Origin of the sequence: Nocardioides houyundeii (assembly GCF_002865585.1) — a bacterium.
In the GTDB taxonomy this organism is placed as follows: Bacteria; Actinomycetota; Actinomycetes; order Propionibacteriales; family Nocardioidaceae; genus Nocardioides; species Nocardioides houyundeii.
In genome coordinates this window covers 2,965,998-2,986,838 of the sequence record NZ_CP025581.1, presented here as the reverse complement: position 1 = coordinate 2,986,838, position 20,841 = coordinate 2,965,998, and the positions used below count along the sequence as shown (strand labels likewise).

Genomic DNA, 20,841 nt, shown 5'->3' with positions numbered 1-20,841 from the left:
CCCGGGCGTATGACACTCAAGTGTCGGATCTGCTGGCATCCGTCACAGGGGTGAGGCATGCTTCGCAGCATGGAGCACGAGTCGCCGCGCAGCGTCGCCGTCGTCGGAGCGGGCATGGTCGGACTGGCCACGGCCTGGCACCTGCAGGAACGCGGCGTCACGGTCACCGTGCTGGACCGGACCGGCATCGCCGCAGGCTCCTCCTGGGGCAATGCCGGCTGGCTGACGCCGGGACTGGCCACGCCGCTGCCGGAGCCCGCGGTGCTCAAGTACGGGCTGCGGGCCGTGGTCAGCCCGAAGTCGCCGGTCTACGTGCCGGTCACCACCGACCGCCGGCTGCTCTCGTTCCTGGTCCGTTTCGCGCGCAACTCCACGATGCCGAGGTGGAAGAGCGCGATGTCGGCGCTCGTGCCGATCAACTCCCTGGCCCTGGAGGCGTTCGAGGAGCTGCGGCGCGGCGGGGTGGAGGCGCCCACGCTCGAGGCCCGGCCGTTCCTCGCGGCGTACCGGACGCGGGAGGAGGCCAAGACCCTGCTTGAGGAGATCGCGCACATCCGCGACAGCGGTCAGCCGCTGGAGCACGACGTGCTCACCGGCGACGAGGCCCGGGCGGTCGAGCCCGCGCTGTCGCCGGCGATCGGCGCCGCGATCCGGTTGCACGGCCAGCGCTACCTCACCCCCAGCACCTACGTCGCCGCCCTCGGCGAGGCGGTGCGGCAGCGAGGTGCCCGCATCGTCAGCGGGGTGCAGGTGGACGCGCTGCGGGACCGGGGCGAGGGCGTTCAGGTGGCCGGCGAGATCTACGACGCGGTGGTGATCGCCTCCGGCGCCTGGCTCAACCAGCTGGCCCGGCCCTTCGGCGTCACGCTGCCGGTGCAGGCGGGCCGCGGCTACTCGTTCACGGTGCCTGCCGACCCGGTGCCCCGGGGCCCCGTCTACTTCCCGGCGCAGCGGGTGGCCTGCACGCCCGACGGGGACCGGCTGCGGGTCGCCGGGATGATGGAGTTCCGCCCCGCCGACGCAGGGCTCGACACCCGCCGGATCGAGGCCATCGTCGACGCCGCCCGTCCGCTGCTGTGCGGGGTGGACCTCCGAGCCCGCCGCGACGAGTGGGTCGGTGCCCGACCCTGCACCCCGGACGGACTGCCGCTGATCGGTGCCACCCGGTCGGACCGGGTCTACGTCGCCGGCGGCCACGGGATGTGGGGCATCACCCTGGGACCGGTCACCGGAAGGCTGCTGGCGGACCGGATGACGACCGGCCGGCTCCCCGACGAGCTGCGCCCCTTCGACCCGCTGCGCTGACCTGGCACGCTGGGGGATGATCCGCCGCGCGGCTGGGCCCCACCCTGCGAAGCCGGCACTCGCCCTGGTGCTGGTGCTGGTGCTGGCGGCAGCGTGCACCGACGATGCCGAGAAGGCACGACGTACCCCCGCGGGGACCACGCCGTCCGCCTCGGTGCCGCCGAGTCCTCGGACCGACCCGTCGGCCGCCGCCGAACGGCTGCCCCCGGCCACGTCGCCGTACTCCCTGCCCGCGCTGATGGCCGAGGAGTTCAGCAGCGAGCGCCCGCGCCGGATCCGCACCGTGGTCGAGAACGAGGCCTACACCGAGCACGAGGTGCGCTACCGCAGCGGCGACGTCCGAGTCTCGGGGGTGCTGCTGGTGCCCAGGGGCACGGGCCCGTTCCCCGCCGTGGTGCTCAACCACGGCTACATCGAGCCCTCGAGCTATGTCTCGGGCCAAGGGCTCTCCCGCGAGCAGGAGCACCTGGCCCGCGCCGGCTTCGTGGTGCTGCACACCGACTACCGCGGCCACGCCGGCTCCGACCCGGCCTCCGACCTGGACCGGGAGACACGGCTGGGCTACACCCGTGACGCCATCAACGCCGTCCATGCGCTGCGCAAGGAGCCCAGCGTGGACCCGGACCGGATCGCCATGCTGGGCCGCTCCATGGGCGGCGGGGTCACCATGAACGCCCTGGTCGCCCAGCCCGGCCTGGTCAAGGCGGCCGTCGTCTATGCCTCGGTCAGCTCGGACTACCTGGAGAACCTGCGGCGGTGGACGCTGCCCGAGCGCCCAGAGAGCGCGCAGCGGCTCTTCCGTCGCTTCGGCACCCCCCGGGACCGCCCGCGCTTCTACGAGGGTCTGTCCGCGCGCACCTACTTCGACCGGATCACGGTGCCGGTGCTGGCCCACCACGGAACCCTGGACGAGTCCTGCCCGCTGCCGTGGGCGCGCACCACGCAGCGGCTGATGGCCGAAGCCGGAGTCGACAGCACCCTGCGGCTCTACCCCGGCGAGCACCACGCCTTCGGGCCGCAGTGGCTGGACTCGATGCGGCTCACCGTGCGTTTCCTGCGCCGCGAGCTGAGCGCCTGACCCTGCTCAGGAGGCCGCGGGCGAGGGCGAGGGCTCCGCGTTGAGCCGGCGCATCACCGGGGTCGCCAGGACGCCGTGCACCAGGACGGAGGCGAGGACGGTGAAGCTCACCGTGGACCACAGCCAGGGCTCCGCCAAGCCCTCGGTGTGGCCCGAGGCGTAGGCCAGGTAGTAGAGCGAGCCCACGCCACGGACCCCGAAGAACGCGGCCGCAGCCCGCTCCGGGCGCGTCAGCGCGCCCTCCTTGCTCGGGTCGGGGGCACGCAGGCTGAGCGAGACCAGGCCGCTGACCGGACGGATCACGAAGATCAGGGCGAGGGCGATCAGCACGCTGCGCCAGTCCAGGTGGTCGAAGAGGCCTCGGGTCATGGCCATGCCCAGCACCAGCAGCACCATCAGGGTGAACAGCCGCTCCAGCCGCTCCACGACGTTGTGCATCGCCAGGTGGTAGTCGTGCCCGCGCTCGGCGGAACGGAAGGTCAGGGCGCACGTGAAGACACCGAGGAACCCGTAGCCGCCGACCACCTCGGTCACGCCGTACGACGCGACGAGCGCGGCGACGGCCAGCAGCGACTCGCCCCGCTCCGCCACCCGCAGGGCGGGGCTGGCCGAGCGGAAGGCCAGGTGCGCCAGCGCCCAGCCCACGGCTATCCCGACGAGCACGCCCAGCACGATCTTGCCCACCAGGTACCACGCGACCCACTCCACCGCCCAGTCCGAGACCGCCCCGGTGGAGAGCAGGATCGCGGCGTACACGAACGGGAAGGCCAGACCGTCGTTGAGGCCGGCCTCGGAGGTGATGGCGAACCTCAGCTCGTCGGTCTCGTCCACCTCGTGGTCCCCGGTCTGGGGGCCGGCCACCTGGACGTCGGAGGCGAGCACCGGGTCGGTCGGGGAGAGCGCGCCACCCAGGAGCAGCGCCGCGGCGGGCGCCAGGCCCACCGCCCACCCCAGCAGCGCGACGCCGGCGATGCACAGCGGCATCGCCAGCAGCAGGAGCCGCCAGGTCGGTGCCCACGCTCGGCGGGAGTCCTTCTCCAGCAGGCGCAGCGGCCGGTCGATGGCCAGTCCGACCCCCATCAGGGCGATCAGCACGGTGAGCTCGGTGACGTGCTCGATGACGGCCCGGTTCGCCACCGGGTCCAGCGGCAGCCCGTCGGGGAGCGGGGTCAGCCCGATGAGCATGCCGACGCCCACGAGCACCATCGGCGCCGACACCGCCCACCGGTCCAGCAGCTCGGGCAGGACCACGGCCAGCAGCAGGCTGCCGCCCGCAACCACGTAGACGAGGTCGGCGTTCATCTCGTACCTCTGCTCCCGCGCTCCACGGACGCCGCTTCCGGGTCGGGAGGGCTGCCACGGTGTACCCAGAACCCCCACGGCGCACGCGGCCAGCGGCTGGCGGTGGGTCTTCTCGGCCCCGTGGGCTACCTCACCCGCCCGACATCGTGTACCGACCCCGTCCCGGGCCGAGCCGCTCAGAACACGTGTCGAGGCCGGAACTGCACCGACATCCGTGGCCCGGCATGGGCCTGCTTGGGCACCGCGTGCTCCCAGGTGCGCTGGCAGCTGCCGCCCATCACCACCAGGTCGCCGTGACCCATGGTGATCGTCAGCGAGGCGCCCCCGCCGCGCGGGCGGAGCATCAGCCTGCGCGGGTCGCCGAGGGAGACGATCGCGACCATGGTGTCGCGGTCCCGGCCCCGGCCGATGCGGTCGCCGTGCCAGGCGACGGAGTCGTTGCCGTCGCGGTAGAAGCAGCAGCCGGCGGTGACGAACGGCTCGCCGAGCTCGGGCAGGTAGTGGGCGTCCAGCGCCGACCTGGCCTCGGCCAGCGCGGGGTGCGGAAGCGCCGCACCGACGCCGTACATGTGGAGCAGGCGGGGCACCGCGACCACCCGGTCGTACATCGGGCGCTGCTCGGCGCGCCAGGGCACGTCGGTGCTCATCACGTCGAAGACCTCGTCGGCGCCCCCGAGCCAGGCGCGCTGCACGTCCACCCAGGCGCCGTGGCTCAGCGTCGTGCGCTCGGGGGAGAGCCGGGCGGGCCCGGGCGCCTCGGAAGCGAAGAGAGTGGACTGGAAATCCATCCCCCCAGCCTATCGAACAGACGTTCGATCCGCCAATGGCGCGCGGAAAGGTTTGCTGCTCGTTGGGCGATACCGGTGGCGGGAGGGTTGCCCGACGGTGGAGGGTATGGGCATGACTGCCCTCAGCTCGGTGCCTGCCCGGAGCCCTCTCGGCGACAGCAAGCCCGCGGCGCGGGTGCGCGACCTGGTCAAGACCTACGGCAGCGGGCAGGCCCAGGTCAAGGCCCTGGACGGGGTCAGCCTCGACATCGCGGCGGGGGAGTTCACCGCGGTGATGGGACCCAGCGGCTCGGGGAAGTCCACCTTGATGCACTGCTGCGCGGCGCTGGACACCGGCACCTCGGGAGAGGTGTGGATCGGCGACAAGGAGCTCGGGCGGCTCGACGACTACCGGCTGACCAAGCTGCGGCGCGACGAGATCGGCTTCGTCTTCCAGTCCTTCAACCTGGTGCCCACCCTGACGGCCGAGGAGAACATCCTCCTGCCCCTGGCCATCGCCGGGCGCAAGCCCGACCGCCGCTGGTACCGCACGGTGATCAACACCGTGGGCCTGCGGGACCGGCTCAACCACAAGCCCAACGAGCTCTCCGGTGGTCAGCAGCAGCGGGTGGCGGTGGCCCGCGCGCTGGCCAGCCGGCCACGCATCGTGTTCGCCGACGAGCCCACCGGCAACCTGGACTCCCAGTCCGGGGGCGAGGTGCTCGACCTGCTGCGCCGCAGCGTCGACGAGTACGGCCAGACCATCGTGATGGTGACCCACGACCCCGTCGCCGCCTCCTACACCGACCGGGTGGTCTTCCTCGCCGACGGGCGCGTGGTCGACGAGCTGCGCGACCCCAGTCGCGAGCAGGTGCTGGCCATCATGACCGGCATGACTGCCCCCTCACGCGCGACGGACTGAGCACCCATGCTCCGTGCCTCACTGAAGAGCCTGCTCGGGCGCAAGGTGCGCCTGATCATGAGCACCTTCGCCATCGTGCTCGGAGTGGCCTTCGTGGCCGGCACCCTGGTCTTCACCGACACCCTCAACCGCAGCTTCACGGCGTTGTTCGCCTCCACCGTGGGCGACGTCGTGGTCAGCCCTCGAGGCGACGGAGACGACTCGGGGCAGTCGAGCACCAAGACCATCCCCGGCAGCCTGGTCCGCACCCTGGCCGGGGTCAAGGGCGCCGCCCGCGCGGACGGCAACATCCTGGACCCTGCCGTCTTCGTGATCGACAAGAACAACAAGGTGCTGGGCGTGGCGGGCGCACCCGCCTTCGCCAGCAACTGGACCGGGGCCCCGGCAGGTCACGGACTCTCAGGTCTCACCCTGATCCAGGGGCGAGCCCCCCAGGGGCCCGACGAGATCATCATGGAGGCCTCCACCGCCCTGCGGGCGGGCTACTTCCTCAACGAGGAGGTGCGCCTGGTCACCAGCGAGGACGAGCCGCTGCTCACTCCCACCCTGGTCGGCATCACCGACTTCGTGGACGGGGGGTCGTTCAACGGCGCCACCTGGGTCGCCTTCGACACCCCGACCGCGCAGGACCTCTTCATGGGCGGACGCGACCGCTTCAACGACGCCTGGGTGACGGCGGCGGACGGGGTCTCCCAGGAGCAGCTGCGGGACCGGGTGGCCAAGGTGCTCCCGGAGCGGGTGCGGGCCCGGACCGGTGACGAGGCGGCGGACGAGGGCTCGAACGCGCTGCTGGAGGGGATCGGCTTCCTCACCACCTTCCTGCTGATCTTCGCCGGCATCTCCCTGGTCGTGGGCGCCTTCCTGATCGTCAACACGTTCTCGATCCTGGTCGCCCAGCGCAGCCGTGAGCTCGCCCTGCTGCGTGCCCTCGGGGCCTCGAAGCGGCAGGTCACCGGGTCGGTGCTGCTGGAGGCCTTGGTGCTGGGACTGCTCGGTGCCACCCTGGGCCTGGGCCTGGGAGTCCTGATGGCGATGGCCATCCAGGGCCTGTTCGGCACCCTGGGCCTGGACCTGTCGGGGCAGGAGCTGGTCTTCCGCTCCCGGACCGTCGCGGCGGCCTACGCCATCGGCGTCCTGGTCACGATGACAGCCGCCTGGATGCCGGCCCGGCGTACCACGATGATCGCTCCGGTCCAGGCGCTGCGCGACGACGTCGCGATGCCGGAGTCCTCGCTGCACCAGCGCTTCGTCTTCGGCCTGGCGCTGACCGGTGCGGGCGGCGCGGCCCTGGCCCTGGGGCTGTTCGGAGGCGTCTACCAGGCAGGCTGGTACATCGGCGGCGGGGTGCTGGGCATCCTGCTCGGCGTCGCGGCCGCCAGCCCCGTGCTCAGCCAGCCGTTCCTCACCGGTGCCCGCAGCTTCCTGGCCATGGTCTTCGGGACGGTGGGCAACCTCGCGGGGCAGAACTCCCTGCGCAACCCTCGGCGCACCACCGCGACGGCGTCCGCCCTGATGATCGGGATGGCGCTGGCCGGCACGATGTCCATCGTGGGCGACTCGGCCAAGGCGAGCGTCAACGAGACGATCGAGAAGAACTTCCGGGGGGACTTCATCGTCTCCGGAATGGGAGGGCAGCCGTTCTCCTCCTCGATCGCCGACAAGCTGCGCCGGATCGACGGTGTCACCGACGTGGTCCAGCAACGCTACGTGACCGCCCAGATCGACGGCGACCCCCAGGGCATCACCGCAGCCAATCCCGAGGCGCTCACCGGGGTACTGGGGATGGTGCTGGTCGAGGGCTCGCTGCGCGGCTTCGGCCCCGGTGACCTGGTGGTCGACCAGTCGTACGCCTCGTCCGAGGCGCTGGACGTCGGGGACAAGATCCGGGTCAACCTCAACGGGTCCAGCCGCAAGCTCAAGGTCAAGGGCATCTTCGAGCCCAACGCGGTGCTCGGCTTCCCGCTGGTGACCACCAAGCAGACCCTGCTCCAGGCCGGCTACCCCGACCGCGACAACTCCGTCGTCCTGCAGGTGGCGCGCCGCACCTTCGAGGTGCACATGGCCATCGAGGAGGCCGTGGCGGACCTGCCCACCGTCACCGTCAAGGACCAGGCGGCCTTCGCCGAGGAGCAGCGCGAGCCGATCGACCAGCTGATCCTGATGATCTTCGCCCTGCTCGGCCTGGCGCTGCTGATCGCCGTGCTGGGCATCGTGAACACGCTGGCGCTATCGGTCATCGAGCGGACCCGGGAGGTCGGCCTGCTGCGCGCCATCGGGCTCAGCCGCGGCCAGCTGTGGCGGATGATCACCCTGGAGTCGGTGGTGATCGCCACCTTGGGCGCCGTCCTCGGCGTGGTGCTCGGCGTGGGGTTCGGCGTGGCGCTGATGTTCGCCCTGCGCGACCAGGGGCTCAACATCATCTCGATCCCCTGGGACCAGCTCGGCGTCTTCCTCGTCGTGGCGATGGTCGTCGGGGTCCTGGCCGCCGTCATCCCGGCCCGTCGCGCGGCCCGGCTCAACGTCCTCAAGGCGATCTCCACCGACTAGCGCCGAGCCCGGCACGAGCCCGGGACGAAGGTCGTGCCCGGCATAGCCTGACCGGGGCAGGTTCCTCGGTTCCCCGGACGGGACGCCGCCGCCACACCTAGGGTTCGGCTCGTGGAACAGCCGGCCGAAGCCTCTCAGCGTGCGCTCAAGCACGTGGTCGTGCGTGAGCACGTGAGAGGCCTCATCGACGGCGCGGCGCCCGGCACCCCGGCGCCCTCGGAGCGGGACCTGGTCGCCCACTTCGGGGTGGCCCGGATGACCGTGCGCCAGGCCCTGGACGCCCTGGTCGCCGAGGGACTGCTCGAGCGGATCCCGGGTCGCGGGACCTTCGTGGCGTCCCCGCCGCGGCGTCAGGCCCGGCTGACCAGCTTCACCGAGGACCTCCGCCGCCGCGGGCTGACGCCACGCTCGAGGACCGTGCTGGCGCGGATCGAGAAGGCCGGCCCCGGGGTCGCGCGCGCTCTCGAGGTAAGCGCCGGTGCGCCGGTCATCCACTGGAAGCGGCTGCGCAGTGCCGGCGAGGAGCCGGTCTGCCTGGAGGACGCCTACCTCAACGAGGCGCTGCTGCCGGGCTTTCTCTCCGACGGCCTGCCGCTGAGCCTCTACGAGGAGCTGGCCGCGCGCGACCTGCGGCCCACCTGGGCCGAGGACTCCGTCCGCGCGGACCGGGCGACCCAGGAGGAGCGTGCCCTGCTCGGGCTCGCCGAGACCCACCCGGTGCTCCGGCTGGCCCGGCGGGCGCTGTCGGGCGAGGCGGTGGTGGCGGTCTCCCGCTCCGCCTTTGCCGCCGACCGCTTCACGATGTACCTCCAGCGCGGCGACAACGGCTGAGGAGACGCCCGCCCGCGGCGGTCCTAGGCGGGGACGTCGTGGGAGTCGATGATCCGGTAGGCGTAGCCCTGCTCGGCCAGGAAGCGCTGCCTGTTCTGCGCGAAGTCGGCGTCCACGGTGTCGCGTGAGACCAGCGTGTAGAAGTGCGCCGTCTTGCCTTCGTCCTTGGGTCGGAGCAGGCGTCCGAGCCGCTGCGCCTCCTCCTGCCGTGAGCCGAAGGAGCCGCTCACCTGGATCGCCACCTCCGCCGACGGCAGGTCGATGGAGAAGTTGGCGACCTTGCTGACCACCAGCAGCGAGATCTCCCCGGACCGGAACGCGTCGAAGAGCCGCTGCCGCTCCTTGACCGAGGTCTCGCCCTTGATCAGCGGGGCGTCCAGCGCCTCGGCGAGCTCGTCGAGCTGGTCGATGTACTGCCCGATCACCAGCGTGGGCTGCGCCGAGTGCTGCTTCACCAGCCGACGTACGACGTCCAGCTTGCGCGGCGTGCAGGACGCGAGCCGGTAGCGCTCCTCCGGCTCGGCGGTGGCGTAGGTGATGCGCTCCGCGTCGGTCAGGGTCACCCGCACCTCCACGCAGTCGGCCGGCGCGATCCAGCCCTGGGCCTCGATGTCCTTCCAGGGGGCGTCGTAGCGCTTGGGCCCGATCAGGGAGAAGACGTCGCCCTCGCGGCCGTCCTCCCGCACCAGGGTCGCGGTCAGCCCGATCCGCCGCCGCGCCTGCAGGTCAGCAGTCATCCGGAAGATGGGGGCCGGCAGCAGGTGCACCTCGTCGTAGATGATCAGCCCCCAGTCTCGGGCGTCGAAGAGCTCGAGGTGGGTGTAGACCCCCTTCCGCCTGGTGGTCATCACCTGGTACGTCGCGATGGTCACCGGACGCACCTCCTTGACCGACCCGCTGTACTCGCCGATCTCGTCCTCGGTGAGCGTGGTGCGGCGCAGCAGCTCGTCCTTCCACTGCCGCGCCGAGACGGTGTTGGTGACCAGGATCAAGGTGGTGGCACCAGCGTGCGCCATGGCCGAGGCCCCCACGATGGTCTTGCCGGCGCCGCAGGGCAGCACCACCACCCCGGACCCGCCGTGCCAGAACGACTCGGCCGCGTCGCGCTGGTAGTCGCGCAGCTGCCAGCCGTCCTCCTTGAGGTCGATGGCGTGCGCCTCGCCGTCCACGTAGCCCGCGTGGTCCTCGGCAGGCCACCCCAGCTTGAGCAGTGCCTGCTTGAGGTTGCCGCGCTCGCTGGGGTGCACCGCGACGGTGTCGTCGTCGAGCCGGGCGCCGAGCATCCCCGCCACCCGCTTGGCCCGCAGCACCTCCTCCAGCACCGGCCGGTCGTTGCTGGTCATCACCAGGCCGTGGACCGGGTGCTTGTCCAGCCGGAGCCGTCCGTAGCGCGCCATCGTCTCGGCGACGTCGACCAGCAGGGCGTGCGGCACGGCGTACCGGCTGTAGGTGAGCAGGGTGTCCACCACCTGCTCCGCGTCGTGGCCCGCGGCCCGGGCGTTCCACAGACCCAGCGGGGTGAGCCGGTAGGTGTGGATGTGCTCGGGGGACCGCTCGAGCTCGGCGAAGGGGGCGATGGCCCGCCGGGCCTCCTGCGCCTGCTCGTGGTCGATCTCCAGCAGCAGCGTCTTGTCGGACTGGACGATGAGCGGGCCGTCGCTCATGCGGTCACCGCCGCGGCCCGCACTCGGGCCCTGGGGCTGGCGTCGGCCGACTCGGCGTACCTGGCGAAATCCACGCAGCGATCCTACGGTCGCGGGGAAACCTGGCTGACCGTGGTGATCCGGTGGACCGAGAACGTCTTGGTGTCGTCGCTGCGGTGGTCGTACGCCGTCAGCTGGCCGCCCTCGAGCCGCAGGGGGTCCACCAGGCGCTCGGTGGTGCCGCCGTGGTTGTCCACGTAGCCGATGAGCACGCCGCCGCCGGCCTCGATGCTCTCGCGCAGCAGCGCCAGCGCGGTGGTCGGAGTGGTGGCCGTCGGGGGCCGCACCGGGCTGGTGGCGGCCGCACGGTCCCCAGCCCGCACCGCGGTCACCGCAGCCGCCACCCGAGCCGCGTCCCGGGCGGCGCCCACGGCGGCCACTGACCGTGAGCGCGGCGAGCGGGCACGCTGGAGGTCGGGCCGCGCGACGCGGACCGTGCCGTCGCTGGCCTCCAGCACGGGCGCGGCACCGAGCTCGCGGAGCCGGGGGAGCAGCAGGTCGACCGGGATGGTGGAGACCACCACCGTCGGGGCGATCCGGCGCAGCTCCAGCGCGGCGGCCCGCGGGTGGTGCAGGAGCTCGGTGAGCGCCCCCTCGTCGTCGGCGCGCAGGAACGCCTCCGCGTGGCCGACCCGCAGGGTGCCGAACGTGCGCACCACGTCGTCGACGAGGTAGCTGAGCGGCTGCGGCACCGGGGTCCGGGAGACAGCGGCCAGGAACTCGTGGATCTCCGCCCCCGACCACCCGGCGTCCAGGCCTCGGCGGATCGAGCTCGGCGTGAACCGGTAGACGGTCGCGCCGCCCCGGGACTCCACGTCGGCCAGCAGGTGCATCCGGCGGGCCAGGTCCGCCTCCAGCGGCCCCGGCGCGACGGCGGTGAGGTCGGCCTGCACCAGCACGTGGTCCACCGTCTGGGGCAGCAGCGGCGCGAGGGCCGCGGCCGCGGCCACCGGGTCGCCGGCCAGCAGCTCCCGCGCGTACGACGTGACGCCGCCGAGGCCGGTCAGCCCCAGGGTCCCGGCCTCGGCGACCGCCCAGGCGACCATGTCGGCCCGGGTGGCGGGTCGCCGCGGTCGCAGCCACGCGACCCGCGCGACCAGCGAGGGCACGCCCGTGCCGGTGGCCAGGGTGAGACCCGGCGACAGCTGGGCCAGCTCGGCCAGGGCCATCTGCCGGGCCTCCACGCAGAACACGCTGGACAGGTCCGGGGCGAGCGCGTTGCGGGTCTTGCCCCCGGGGTCCTTGGTGCCCACCAGCGCGCTGAGCCGCGGTGACTCCAGCCAGGCCCGCACCAGCGTCAGCCAGCGGTCGCTGGCCTCGGTCGCCGCCCAGGTGTCGAAGGCGTGGGTGGGGAGCCAGGCCGCCACCCCGTCGGTGTCGGAGCCCTCGGCGACCAGCCCCGCCGCCGCCGCGACCTCGACCAGCAGCGCGGCCTGGTCCACCTCGACGTGCAGCTCGGTGGCGGCCGCCTTGAGGTCGCGGACCGCCAGGCCGCCGCTGCGCAGCACCGCGGGGGGTGCCAGCCCCCAGTGGTCCAGCAGCAGCTCGACCCGGCGGATCGTCTCGAACGCGGCTCCGGCACCGCTGCGGTCGACCAGGTCGGGGTCCCGGCTGGTGGTGGCGAGCGGAGGCACGTCGTCACGCGGGGTGTGGGTGGTGCGCCCGCCCCGCAGGGCGATGCCGACCTGCCCGGGGACGTGCACCACCCCGCCGCCCTGGGGGACGAGCAGCCCGTGGGCCAGGACCTCCTCGACAGGCGTGGTGGCCGCAGCCGGCGAGGCCGGGATCCGGGCGTTCCCGGTGGTGCCCTCGCCGCCGGCGTCGGTCACGTGCTCGAGCAGGCGCCGCGCGTCGGGGGACAGGGCGGCGATCCGCTCGGCCGCCTGCGCCGCGCTGAGACCGTGGCTGGTCACGGGTCGCAGGCCGCTGACTCCCAGGGACTCGTCGCCGCGGATCGCGTCGGCCACGCCGGTCAGGGCGCGCATCCCTGCCGGGGACTCCCACACCAGCGCCAGGTCCACCAGACGGTCGATCGCGGCCTCCACGGCACCGGTCTCGGCGCGAACCACCTCCACCAGGTGCTCGCGGGTGGTCTGGGAAAGCACCACGAGGGCATCCAGCACCGAGAGCTCCAGCGTGGTCAGCCCGTCCAGGGCACGCAGGATCGAGCTGCGGGTGGCCGCTCGGGAGGCCACCTGTGCGGAGTCCTGCGGGGCGGGACTGGCCAGGTCCGGTCTGAGCTGCAGCAGCCGGGCAAGACGATCGTCCGGCCAGCCGCGCAGCTGGTCGGCCAGCGTTCTCGGGGGAGTCCCTCGTGCGGCGCTCGACATCCCTCCTACGCTACTCGCCTACCCGGGTGCTCCGGGACCTCGTGCCAGACCAGTAGGAGACACGGATGACGGCGGTCGACCTCCAGCACGGCTCCGCCACCGACGTCGGCCACGTCCGCGCGGTCAACGAGGACTCCTTCCTGACCGCCCCTCCGGTCTTCGTGGTGGCTGACGGGATGGGTGGGCACGCCGGGGGTGACGTGGCCAGCGCGATGGTGGTGGCGGAGCTCGGCAAGCTCGGCGACGCGCTGCTCGAGCCGCGCGCCGCTGCCCGGAGCGTGCTGGCCGCCCTGGAGCGCTGCCAGGTCCGGCTGCGCGAGTACGCCGAGGGGCAGGGACACCGGGGCCCCTCGATCCATGCCGGGACCACCGTCGTGGTGGCGATGCTGGTGCGCGGCGAGGACGGGACCCGCTGGCTGCTGGCCAACCTGGGGGACTCCCGCGTCTACGGGCTGGGCCCCGGGGGCTGGACCAGGTCAGCGTCGACCACTCCGTGGTCCAGGAGCTCGTGGACGCCGGGCGGATCACCGCCGAGCAGGCGCAGCACCACCCGGAGCGTCACGTGATCACCCGGGCGCTGAGTGCCGCCGACGTGCCCGAGCCCGACTTCTTCCTGGTGCCGCTGGACGCCGCCCACCGGCTGCTGCTGTGCACCGACGGGATCAACGCGATGATCGACGACGTCGACATCGAGCGCATCCTGCGCCGCTGTCCGGACCCGGGCCAGGCGGCCGCCGAGCTCGTGCAGGCGGCCCTGGACGCCGGGGGGCGCGACAACGCCACGGCAGTGGTGGTCGATGTGGTGGGATTGGCCGAGAACGACGACGACTCGCATCGTGCGGCGAGTGACGAGACCAACCAGGGGGCCCTGCCGTGAACGACGTGAAGAACCGCTCTGCCCGGGCGGGCACGTGGCTGGCGGCCTTCGGCCCCGAGACCAGCGTGCTGGTCCCGGCGACGCAGAAGCCCCGGATCGCCGGGCTGTGGGCGCTGGTGGACGACGCCGCGCCGTTCGAGGTCGTCCTGGACGCGCTGCTGGCCCAGGGACTGGGCGGGATCGACGACTTCGTGGTCGTGGCAGCCTCGGACTCCTCCGCCCGGGTGCTGGTGCGCGGCTCGGCCTCCGCGTCCGTGCACACCGCGACCGGGACGGTCGAGGTCACGGGGCAGGACCGGGTGTGGGGGGAGCAGTCCTTCACCGACGTCACCGCCCTGGTCCTGACCCTGCCCGACAGCGCCCCGACAGGTCCCGAGGTGTCGCTGACCCAGGGCCTGCTGCGGGTCGGCTCCGTGGTCTGGGGGACGCCCGGCGAGATCCCGGTCGACGACGCGGTCCCGGGCCAGGGACCGGTCGAGGTGCCGGCCGAGCCCGTCGCGGAGCCGCTCGCCGCGGAGCCGCTCGCCCCCGAACCCGTCGCGGTGCCCGACCTCGAGGCTGCTGCCGCGGCGATCCCCGAGGTCGAGCCCGTGCCGGAGACCGCGTCTCCGGCAGGACCGCCCGCTGGCCCCGAGCCGGTGGTGCTGACCCCGGCGGTCGCGGGCCTCCCGCCGGAGGCGGACGAGACGGGCGAGCACCCGGCCCTGGACCACGACGGCATGACCCAGACCGGAGCGCAGCCGGGCCCGGTGCCCCAGCCGGGCATCCCCGGGCAGCCCCAGGCTCCGAGCGTGACCTCGCGCCCGGTCGCCCGACTGGTCTTCAGCCACGGCACCACGGCCGAGGTCGACCGTGCCATCCTCGTCGGGCGGGCCCCCGAGGCGCGCCGGTTCACCCCAGGGGACCAGCCCCAGCTCATCACCGTCCCGAGCCCGCACCAGGAGGTCTCCTCGACCCACCTGGAGATCCGGCCGGGCTCCGGGGTGGACCACGGGATGGCGGTGGTGACGGACCTGGGTTCGACCAACGGGACGCTGCTGGTGCAGCCCGGTCTTCCGCAGGAGGACCTCCAGCCGGGGATCGCGGTCTCCCTCATGCCCGGAGCGATCCTCGACCTCGGGGACGGTGTCACCATCCAGGTGACCCAGCCGTGAGCGCTCCGGCGCCCATGCCGCCGGTGTCGTCGCCGACCTATCCCGTCGCCGAGCTCGACCGGCGCTTCTACGCCTTCGCCCTGGACCGGGCGCTGGCCTGGGGCCTCTACCTGCTCGCGGCCGCGCTGGGATGGTGGGCGTGGGGGCGCGACGGACTGCTCTACACGGTCCTGCTGGTCTTCGGGCTCGCGGTGCTGGTGACCCTGAGCAGTGGTGTCCTGGTGGGCGCCCAGGGAGCGACGCCCGGCAAGTCGCTGGTCGGCCTGCGCGTGGTCCACCACGGCTCCGGTACGACGATCGGTGCCGGTCCCGGCCTGGTCCGGGCCCTGGTCCTCGGGGTGGCCACCCTGCCCACCCTGGGCTTCGGACTGGCCGCGCTGGCCTGGACGGCGCTGGCCGACGGGCGCGGGCACCGACGCGGGTGGCACGACCACCGCGCCGGCTCCGTGGTGGTCGACGTCCGGCCGGTCGTCGTCGTGGACGAGGTCGAGGTTGAGGCGCCCCGGCACGTGGTGAACCTGACCGCGATGCGCCTCGTACCGGCCCCGCCGCAGCCGGAGGTGCCCCGCCCGCTGCGACCGGCCACCCCGGGGTCCGGCACGCCGGTGGCGCGGGCGCCGGAGCCCGCTCCCGCCCCGACCCCCACGCCGGCGCGGTCCGCTCCGCCGGCACCCCCGGCGGCGCCTCCGGTGGCGCCAGCCGCCGGCACCCCGCCCGGCACCCCGCCGGCACCGGTCTCCGCGCCGCCCCTGCGGTTCGAGGGTGCTGGCGATCCAGGGCGCACGGTGGCCCGTCGTAACCCCGTCGGCGCGGCTCCCGGGCCGTCCGCGGTGCGCTGGCGCGTCTCCTTCGACACCGGCGAGTCCTTCGTGGTGGAGGGGCTGACCCTGGTCGGCCGACGCCCGGAGCCCGCCCACGGCGAGGGAGTGCGGCACGTGGTCGCCCTGCCCTCGTCGGACATGTCGCTGTCCAAGACGCACGCGCAGTTCGGCCCGATGCCCGACGGAGCCCTGGCCGTGATGGACCGCGGCTCGACCAACGGGTCGCTGCTGCTGCGACAGGGCGTGACCCGTGAGCTCACCGCCGGCAAGCCCACGACCCTGCTAGCCGGCGACCGGGTGCGGTTCGGGGACCGCGAGATGACGGTCCAGCGCGAGGGCTGAGGCCGCTACCGGGAGATGACCACCGGGATGCGCACCGTGGTGCCCTGCGCGCCTCGCCAGGTCACCGTCCCGCTGTCCCCGCGCGGAGTGTCGCTCCCGGCCACGACCACCCGGAACGTGGCGCTCTGGCCCGGTCGCAACCGCAACGCGGCCGGCTCCACCCGCACCCTGTGGTGGTCGAACCCCGAGGCGGTCGAGGAGTAGTACATGGAGCGGGTGCCGACGTTGGTCACCTCCCGGGTGACCACGGTGGAGTCCCTGGCCATGATCGACGGCGTGTTGAGGGACCGGCTGGGCAGGGTGCCCGAAAGCCAGCGCCGGTAGTCGCCCGAGGCGACCCGCAGCACCAGGCCGGGGCGCAGGGCGGCGGCCCGGCGGACGCGACCGGAGCCCTGGCGCAGGGTCGAGGTGCCGTCCCGCACCGCTGCGCTGGTGGTGGTCAGCGCGGAGCGCACCGTCGGGGCGCTCCAGTCCCGGTGGCGGGCGCGGAGCAGCGCCGCCAGCCCGGACACGTGCGCTGCCGCGGCCGAGGTGCCGCTGAAGGCGTTCCAGCGGCGACCGGTCACCGGTGGCACGGCTCCGAGGACGCCGGTGCCCGCGGCGAGCACGTCGGGCTTGACGACCGCCCCGTCCGGGTCGCCGGGTGAGGACCAGCGAGCCGTCCGGGCGCCCGCGCCGCGCTGCTGCACCGGAGCGATGCGGGCCTTCGTCGCGGAGTGCCTGCGCAGGTGGCGCACCAGGCGGGCGCCGTCCCTGGCTCCCAGGTGCACCGTCGGCACCGAGTGCACGTCCGCGATCCGGGCGGACCCGCGCACGTTGGTGAGCACCATGCCGATCCCGCCCGCTCGGCGTACCGCGTTGGACTTGTCGATGCGACCGATGCCGCCGCGCTGGCAGACCACGATGGCCCCGGCCACCAGGCTCGCGTCGAGGGAGCCCTCCCGGCACTGCCGCGCCTGGGCCAGCGCAGAGCCCGCCGTCCGGGAGCGTCCGGCCAGCACGATCGGCGCGGAGCCGGTGGCCACGGTGCTCCGGCTGGCGCCCACCAGGCTCAGCGCCGAGCCGCGGACCGCGACCCGTCCCTGGGGAACCGGTCCGGCCAGGGCCCCGACCGTGGTCACCCAGGGGGAGGCGTGCGCTGCGTAGGACCGGCCGGCGCGGTTGCCCGCCGCGCCGACGACCACGATGTCGGCCTCCGCGGCACCGAGCAGCGCCCGCTGCACCGTGTCGAACGCGCGCCCGCCGGCGACCGAGATGCTCAGCACGTCCACCCCGTCGGAGGTGGCACGGTCGATCGCCGTCACCAGGTCGGCGCTGGCACAGCCGTCGTCGGCCGGGTCCGGCGCGGCCCAGCAGGCCTTGTAGGCGGCCACCCGCGCTTGTGGCGCGACCCCGCTGAACCGCCCGGCGGCGCTCGGACCGGCCGAGACCGAGACCTCCGCGTTGCCCGCGACCACGGAGGCGACCTGGGTGCCGTGGCCGATCACGTCGCGAGCAGACAGGGACTCCGCGGCGCGGAGTCGCTCGGCGCCGAAGCCGGAGACGAACCAGCTGACGCCGACCAGCTTGCGGTGGCAGGAGTCGGCCGCCCAGTCGTCACCAGGCATGCAGGCGCCGGAGAACCGCTCGGGCTCGCGTCCCAGACCGGGCACGTCGGCGAAGAGCGGGTTGTCGGGGGCGATGCCGGAGTCGACGATGCCGACCACGATGCCGGCGCCGCCCCGGGCCCGCTCGGGGACGCGCGCCGTGCGCGCGCCGAGGTCGGCCGGCGTGGAGGAGAGCTCGTGCACCTCGTTGGGCTCCACCAACGACACCGAGTCCGCGGCCCGCAGCGCCTCGACCTGCACCGGGGTCAGCTCCGCGGCGAAGCCGTTCAGGGCGGTCGTCCACCGGTACGCCGGCGCTGCGACGCCGGCCTCGGAGAGCACGGCGTCCTGCATCGAGAGCAGCTCCTCGGCGGAGCGGTCCGAGCCCGAGGTCCCCGGTGTGCTCAGGGTGACCAGGTGCAGCCGGGCGGGGGCATCGCGCGCCTGTGCGGGGAGGAGGGCGACCACCAGGATCAGTCCGGTGAGCACTCCGGCGACCGGCGCCAGGACAGCGGCCCGCAGCGCTCGACGGCGACCGTCCCGCGCACCCTGCATGGTCGTCCACCTGCTCCCGGCTCGTGTCGTGGTCCAGTGTCAGTCCGAGCCGCACATCGTGGCAGGGTTTTGGCCGAGGTCCAACCCGCTCCTAGGCTCGGAGCATGTCGAGGACGCGCGTTGGACCGGTCGTGGGCTTCGACCTGGACATGACCCTGATCGACACGGTGCCGGGTTTCTCGGCCACGCTCCTGGCGCTGGGCGCCGAGCACGGTGTCGAGTTCGACACCGCGGCCATGACCTCGCGGCTCGGTCCGCCGCTGGCGCACCTGCTCGCCGAGTACCTCCCCGAGGACGGCATCGACGCGGCCGTCCACCGGTTCCGCGAGCTCTACCCGGACCGCGCGATCCACCCGGTGCCCGCCCTGGTCGGGGCCGTCGAGGCGATCGCGGCGGTGCGCGCGCACTCCGGCGGTGTGGTGGTGGTGACGGGCAAGTACACGCCCAACGCCCGGCTGCACCTCGACCACCTCTCGCTCGACGTCGACCACCTCGCCGGCGACGTCTGGGGTGTCGGCAAGGGCGCCGTGCTGGCCGAGCACGGGGTCGACATCTACGTCGGGGACCACGTGCACGACGTCGAGGGCGCCCGTGCCGGCGGTGCGCTCAGCGTCTCGGTGCTCACCGGAGGCTGCACCCGGGAGGAGCTGCTGGCCGCCGGCACCGACGTGGTGCTGGAGGACCTGACGCAGTTCCCGGGCTGGCTGGACCGGCACCTGGCGGACTGAGCGCGGCTCCCACGTGGCGGCCGGCGTGTCCCATCGCCGGGTAGCGGGTGGCAGCTGCTGGAGCCCGCGCCCTATCCTTCTCGTTCGCCGCGGTGTGTGCCGCGGTCTGCGCCGAGGAGACGTGAGAGCGATGCCCACTGGCAAGGTGAAGTGGTTCGACACCGACAAGGGCTTCGGGTTCCTGTCCCAGGACGGTGGCGGCCCGGACGTCTACGTGCACTCCGACGCGCTGCCCGCCGGGGTGACCACCCTGAAGAACGGCGCCCGGGTCGAGTTCGGGGTCGCCCAGGGCCGACGTGGCGAGCAGGCGCTGCAGGTGCGCCTGCTGGACGCCCCGCCCTCGGTCTCGCGCAACCAGCGCAACGCCGCGCGCAAGCGTCCCGAGGAGATGGTCAGCATCGTCGAGGACCTGATCCGGCTGCTGGACAACCTGGGGGAGGGGTACCGCCACGACCGGCACCCCGATCCCAAGACCTCACGCCCCACCGCCAAGCTGCTGCGCGCCCTGGCCGACGAGCTCGAGCTCTAGGACCGTCGTACGGCCGGGCGGTTGAGCAGCACGTACGCCGCCCAGGCCGTCAGCACGGCTGCCGCGACGCTGAGTCCCAGGCGCGGCATCAGCGGCATCGCGATCCCGACGAACCCACCGATCACCCAGGCGCTCTGCAGCGCGGTGTCGCTGCGGGCGAAGGCGCTGCTCTGCACCCGGCCGGGCACGTGCTGCTGGATGGTCGAGTCCAGGGAGAGCTTGGCCAGGGACTGGGCCAGACCCGCCGTCAGGCCCAGCAGCACCAGGGTGACCAGGCCGTAGAACAACGCCGCCAGCAGCGCCAGCACGGCGTCGGCGGCCAGCGCCACCAGCACGGTGACCCGCGGGTCGATGCGCCGGGTCACCGAGGCCACCGCGATGCCGAGGGTGTTCCCCGCTCCCGCCGCCCCGATGACCGCGGCGAGCAGGTACTCCGAGCGCCAGCCGTCGATGGGGTTCTCGCGCAGCAGGAAGGCCATGAACATGGTCAGGAAGCCCGAGAGCCAGCGAGGGCCGCAGTTGGCCCGCAGCGCGAACGCCACCGGCCTGGGGATGCGCACCCGCGGTCGCCGGGCGCGCCCGTCCGGTGCTTCGGTCTCCGCCGGGTCCGGACCCATGACCAGGGTGCCCTCGCCGATGCTGGAGTCCACCCGCTTCGGCAGCCGGATCGCCCAGATCGTGGCCAGCGCGAAGATCACGAACCCGTAGCGCAGCGACCACTCGGGACCGGCGTAGGAGGCCAGTCCGGCCAGCGGGGCCGAGACACCGGCCCCCACGACGCCGGCCAGGGAGATCCTGCCGTTGGCCTTGACCAGGGTCTGTCCCCGCGGCAGCAGCCGGGGGACCGACGCGGCACGCGTGACCCCGTAGGCCTTGGACGCCACGAGCACGCCGAGGGCGGCGGGGAAGAGCCAGACGGACTCGGTGACCACCGCTCCGGCCAGTACCCAGCACAGGAACCCGCGCACGGCCATGGTGGTCCCGATGGCCCAGCGGCGGCCGTGCGCGAAGCGGTCCAGGAACGGGCCGATCAGCGGTGCCACGATCGCGAAGGGCAGCATCGTCAGGCCCAGGAAGAGGGCCACCTGGCCTCGGGCCTCCCCGGTGGGCACCTGGAAGAAGAGCGTGCCGGCCAGGGAGATGGCGACGGCGGCGTCGCCCGCGGCGTTGAGGGCGTGCAGCTCGATGAGCCGGGACAGTCCGGACTCGCCAGCCCCCTCGGCCCGCGAGGCACGCCTGGCCTGGCCGGCCAGGAAGCCCCCGGCGCGCGCGGCGCCGCGCGCCGCGCCCGCAGTGGCCCGCCCCGCGGCCTCGCCGGAGGAGCGGGCCCATGCCTGGACTCGCTGCCGCCCGGACATCGGGTCCTGGCGGGGTGGGGGCTGCGGCGCGCCGGTGCTCACGCGCCCATCCTCCCCGCTCAGGCCGGGTGCCGGGTGCAGGGCGTTGGGTTGTGGATGGCGGGCG

Annotated in this window: 17 protein-coding genes; 11 read left to right on the top strand and 6 right to left on the bottom strand. The window is 73.6% G+C overall.

Annotated elements, in window-relative coordinates; all coding sequences use genetic code 11:
- Positions 1-57: 57 nt before the first annotated feature.
- Complete coding sequence (locus C0R66_RS14275; protein ID WP_101525271.1) at positions 58-1,305, top strand: NAD(P)/FAD-dependent oxidoreductase; 1,248 nt, start codon at positions 58-60, stop codon at positions 1,303-1,305.
- Between the two features lie 16 nt (positions 1,306-1,321).
- Positions 1,322-2,383 (top strand): alpha/beta hydrolase family protein, encoded by a 1,062-nt coding sequence (locus tag C0R66_RS14270; protein ID WP_101525270.1) that lies wholly within the window; start codon positions 1,322-1,324, stop codon positions 2,381-2,383.
- Between the two features lie 6 nt (positions 2,384-2,389).
- Here the strand turns inward: C0R66_RS14270 and C0R66_RS14265 are convergent, their stop codons facing one another.
- Positions 2,390-3,685, bottom strand: a complete 1,296-nt coding sequence (locus tag C0R66_RS14265) for a cation:proton antiporter (RefSeq protein ID WP_101525269.1) — start codon at positions 3,683-3,685, stop codon at positions 2,390-2,392.
- A gap of 176 nt (positions 3,686-3,861) precedes the next feature.
- Positions 3,862-4,473: an alpha-ketoglutarate-dependent dioxygenase AlkB gene (locus tag C0R66_RS14260; protein ID WP_101525268.1), complete on the bottom strand. Its 612-nt coding sequence runs from the start codon at positions 4,471-4,473 to the stop codon at positions 3,862-3,864.
- A gap of 112 nt (positions 4,474-4,585) precedes the next feature.
- On the opposite strand from C0R66_RS14260, the gene C0R66_RS14255 reads away from it, so the two are divergent.
- The 3 genes from C0R66_RS14255 (at position 4,586) to C0R66_RS14245 (ending at position 8,752) form a co-directional block, all read left to right on the top strand.
- Complete coding sequence (locus C0R66_RS14255) at positions 4,586-5,374, top strand: ABC transporter ATP-binding protein (RefSeq protein WP_101526262.1); 789 nt, start codon at positions 4,586-4,588, stop codon at positions 5,372-5,374.
- Between the two features lie 6 nt (positions 5,375-5,380).
- A complete protein-coding gene (locus C0R66_RS14250; RefSeq protein WP_101525267.1) occupies positions 5,381-7,921 on the top strand; it encodes an ABC transporter permease in 2,541 nt (846 codons plus the stop codon).
- A gap of 111 nt (positions 7,922-8,032) precedes the next feature.
- On the top strand, positions 8,033-8,752 hold the full coding sequence (locus C0R66_RS14245) for a GntR family transcriptional regulator (RefSeq protein ID WP_241901455.1): 720 nt from the start codon (positions 8,033-8,035) through the stop codon (positions 8,750-8,752).
- Between the two features lie 23 nt (positions 8,753-8,775).
- On the opposite strand, the gene C0R66_RS14240 is transcribed toward C0R66_RS14245, so the two are convergent.
- Both C0R66_RS14240 and C0R66_RS14235 read right to left on the bottom strand, forming a co-directional pair.
- On the bottom strand, positions 8,776-10,416 hold the full coding sequence (locus C0R66_RS14240) for a DNA repair helicase XPB (RefSeq protein WP_101525266.1): 1,641 nt from the start codon (positions 10,414-10,416) through the stop codon (positions 8,776-8,778).
- 83 nt (positions 10,417-10,499) lie between these two features.
- Positions 10,500-12,785: a helicase-associated domain-containing protein gene (locus C0R66_RS14235; RefSeq protein WP_101525265.1), complete on the bottom strand. Its 2,286-nt coding sequence runs from the start codon at positions 12,783-12,785 to the stop codon at positions 10,500-10,502.
- Between the two features lie 65 nt (positions 12,786-12,850).
- Between C0R66_RS14235 and C0R66_RS19605 the strand changes: the two genes are divergently transcribed.
- From C0R66_RS19605 to C0R66_RS14220, 4 genes are read left to right on the top strand one after another with little or no spacing between them, the layout of a single operon-like run.
- Positions 12,851-13,351, top strand: a complete 501-nt coding sequence (locus C0R66_RS19605) for a PP2C family protein-serine/threonine phosphatase (protein ID WP_241901454.1) — start codon at positions 12,851-12,853, stop codon at positions 13,349-13,351.
- A complete protein-coding gene (locus C0R66_RS19600; protein ID WP_241901453.1) occupies positions 13,279-13,662 on the top strand; it encodes a PP2C family protein-serine/threonine phosphatase in 384 nt (127 codons plus the stop codon). Before C0R66_RS19605 ends, C0R66_RS19600 begins: the two co-directional genes overlap by 73 nt.
- The gene (locus tag C0R66_RS14225) at positions 13,659-14,816 is read left to right on the top strand and encodes an FHA domain-containing protein (RefSeq protein WP_101525264.1); all 1,158 of its coding nucleotides are present in this window, start codon (positions 13,659-13,661) and stop codon (positions 14,814-14,816) included. The genes C0R66_RS19600 and C0R66_RS14225 overlap by 4 nt, the downstream gene beginning before the upstream one ends.
- Positions 14,813-15,979 (top strand): RDD family protein, encoded by a 1,167-nt coding sequence (locus C0R66_RS14220; RefSeq protein WP_158648054.1) that lies wholly within the window; start codon positions 14,813-14,815, stop codon positions 15,977-15,979. Before C0R66_RS14225 ends, C0R66_RS14220 begins: the two co-directional genes overlap by 4 nt.
- Positions 15,980-15,984: 5 nt before the next feature.
- On the opposite strand, the gene C0R66_RS14215 is transcribed toward C0R66_RS14220, so the two are convergent.
- Positions 15,985-18,120 (bottom strand): S8 family serine peptidase, encoded by a 2,136-nt coding sequence (locus C0R66_RS14215; RefSeq protein ID WP_101525262.1) that lies wholly within the window; start codon positions 18,118-18,120, stop codon positions 15,985-15,987.
- A gap of 104 nt (positions 18,121-18,224) precedes the next feature.
- Here C0R66_RS14215 and C0R66_RS14210 point away from each other — a divergent pair, with 104 nt between their 5' ends.
- Together C0R66_RS14210 and C0R66_RS14205 are read left to right on the top strand one after the other, a co-directional pair.
- Positions 18,225-18,848: an HAD family hydrolase gene (locus C0R66_RS14210; protein ID WP_101525261.1), complete on the top strand. Its 624-nt coding sequence runs from the start codon at positions 18,225-18,227 to the stop codon at positions 18,846-18,848.
- A 130-nt stretch (positions 18,849-18,978) separates the two neighbouring features.
- On the top strand, positions 18,979-19,377 hold the full coding sequence (locus tag C0R66_RS14205; RefSeq protein WP_101525260.1) for a cold-shock protein: 399 nt from the start codon (positions 18,979-18,981) through the stop codon (positions 19,375-19,377).
- On the opposite strand, the gene C0R66_RS14200 is transcribed toward C0R66_RS14205, so the two are convergent.
- Complete coding sequence (locus C0R66_RS14200; RefSeq protein WP_241901452.1) at positions 19,374-20,777, bottom strand: MFS transporter; 1,404 nt, start codon at positions 20,775-20,777, stop codon at positions 19,374-19,376. The two genes, C0R66_RS14205 and C0R66_RS14200, sit on opposite strands and share 4 nt — an antisense overlap.
- Between the last annotated feature and the right edge of the window lie 64 nt (positions 20,778-20,841).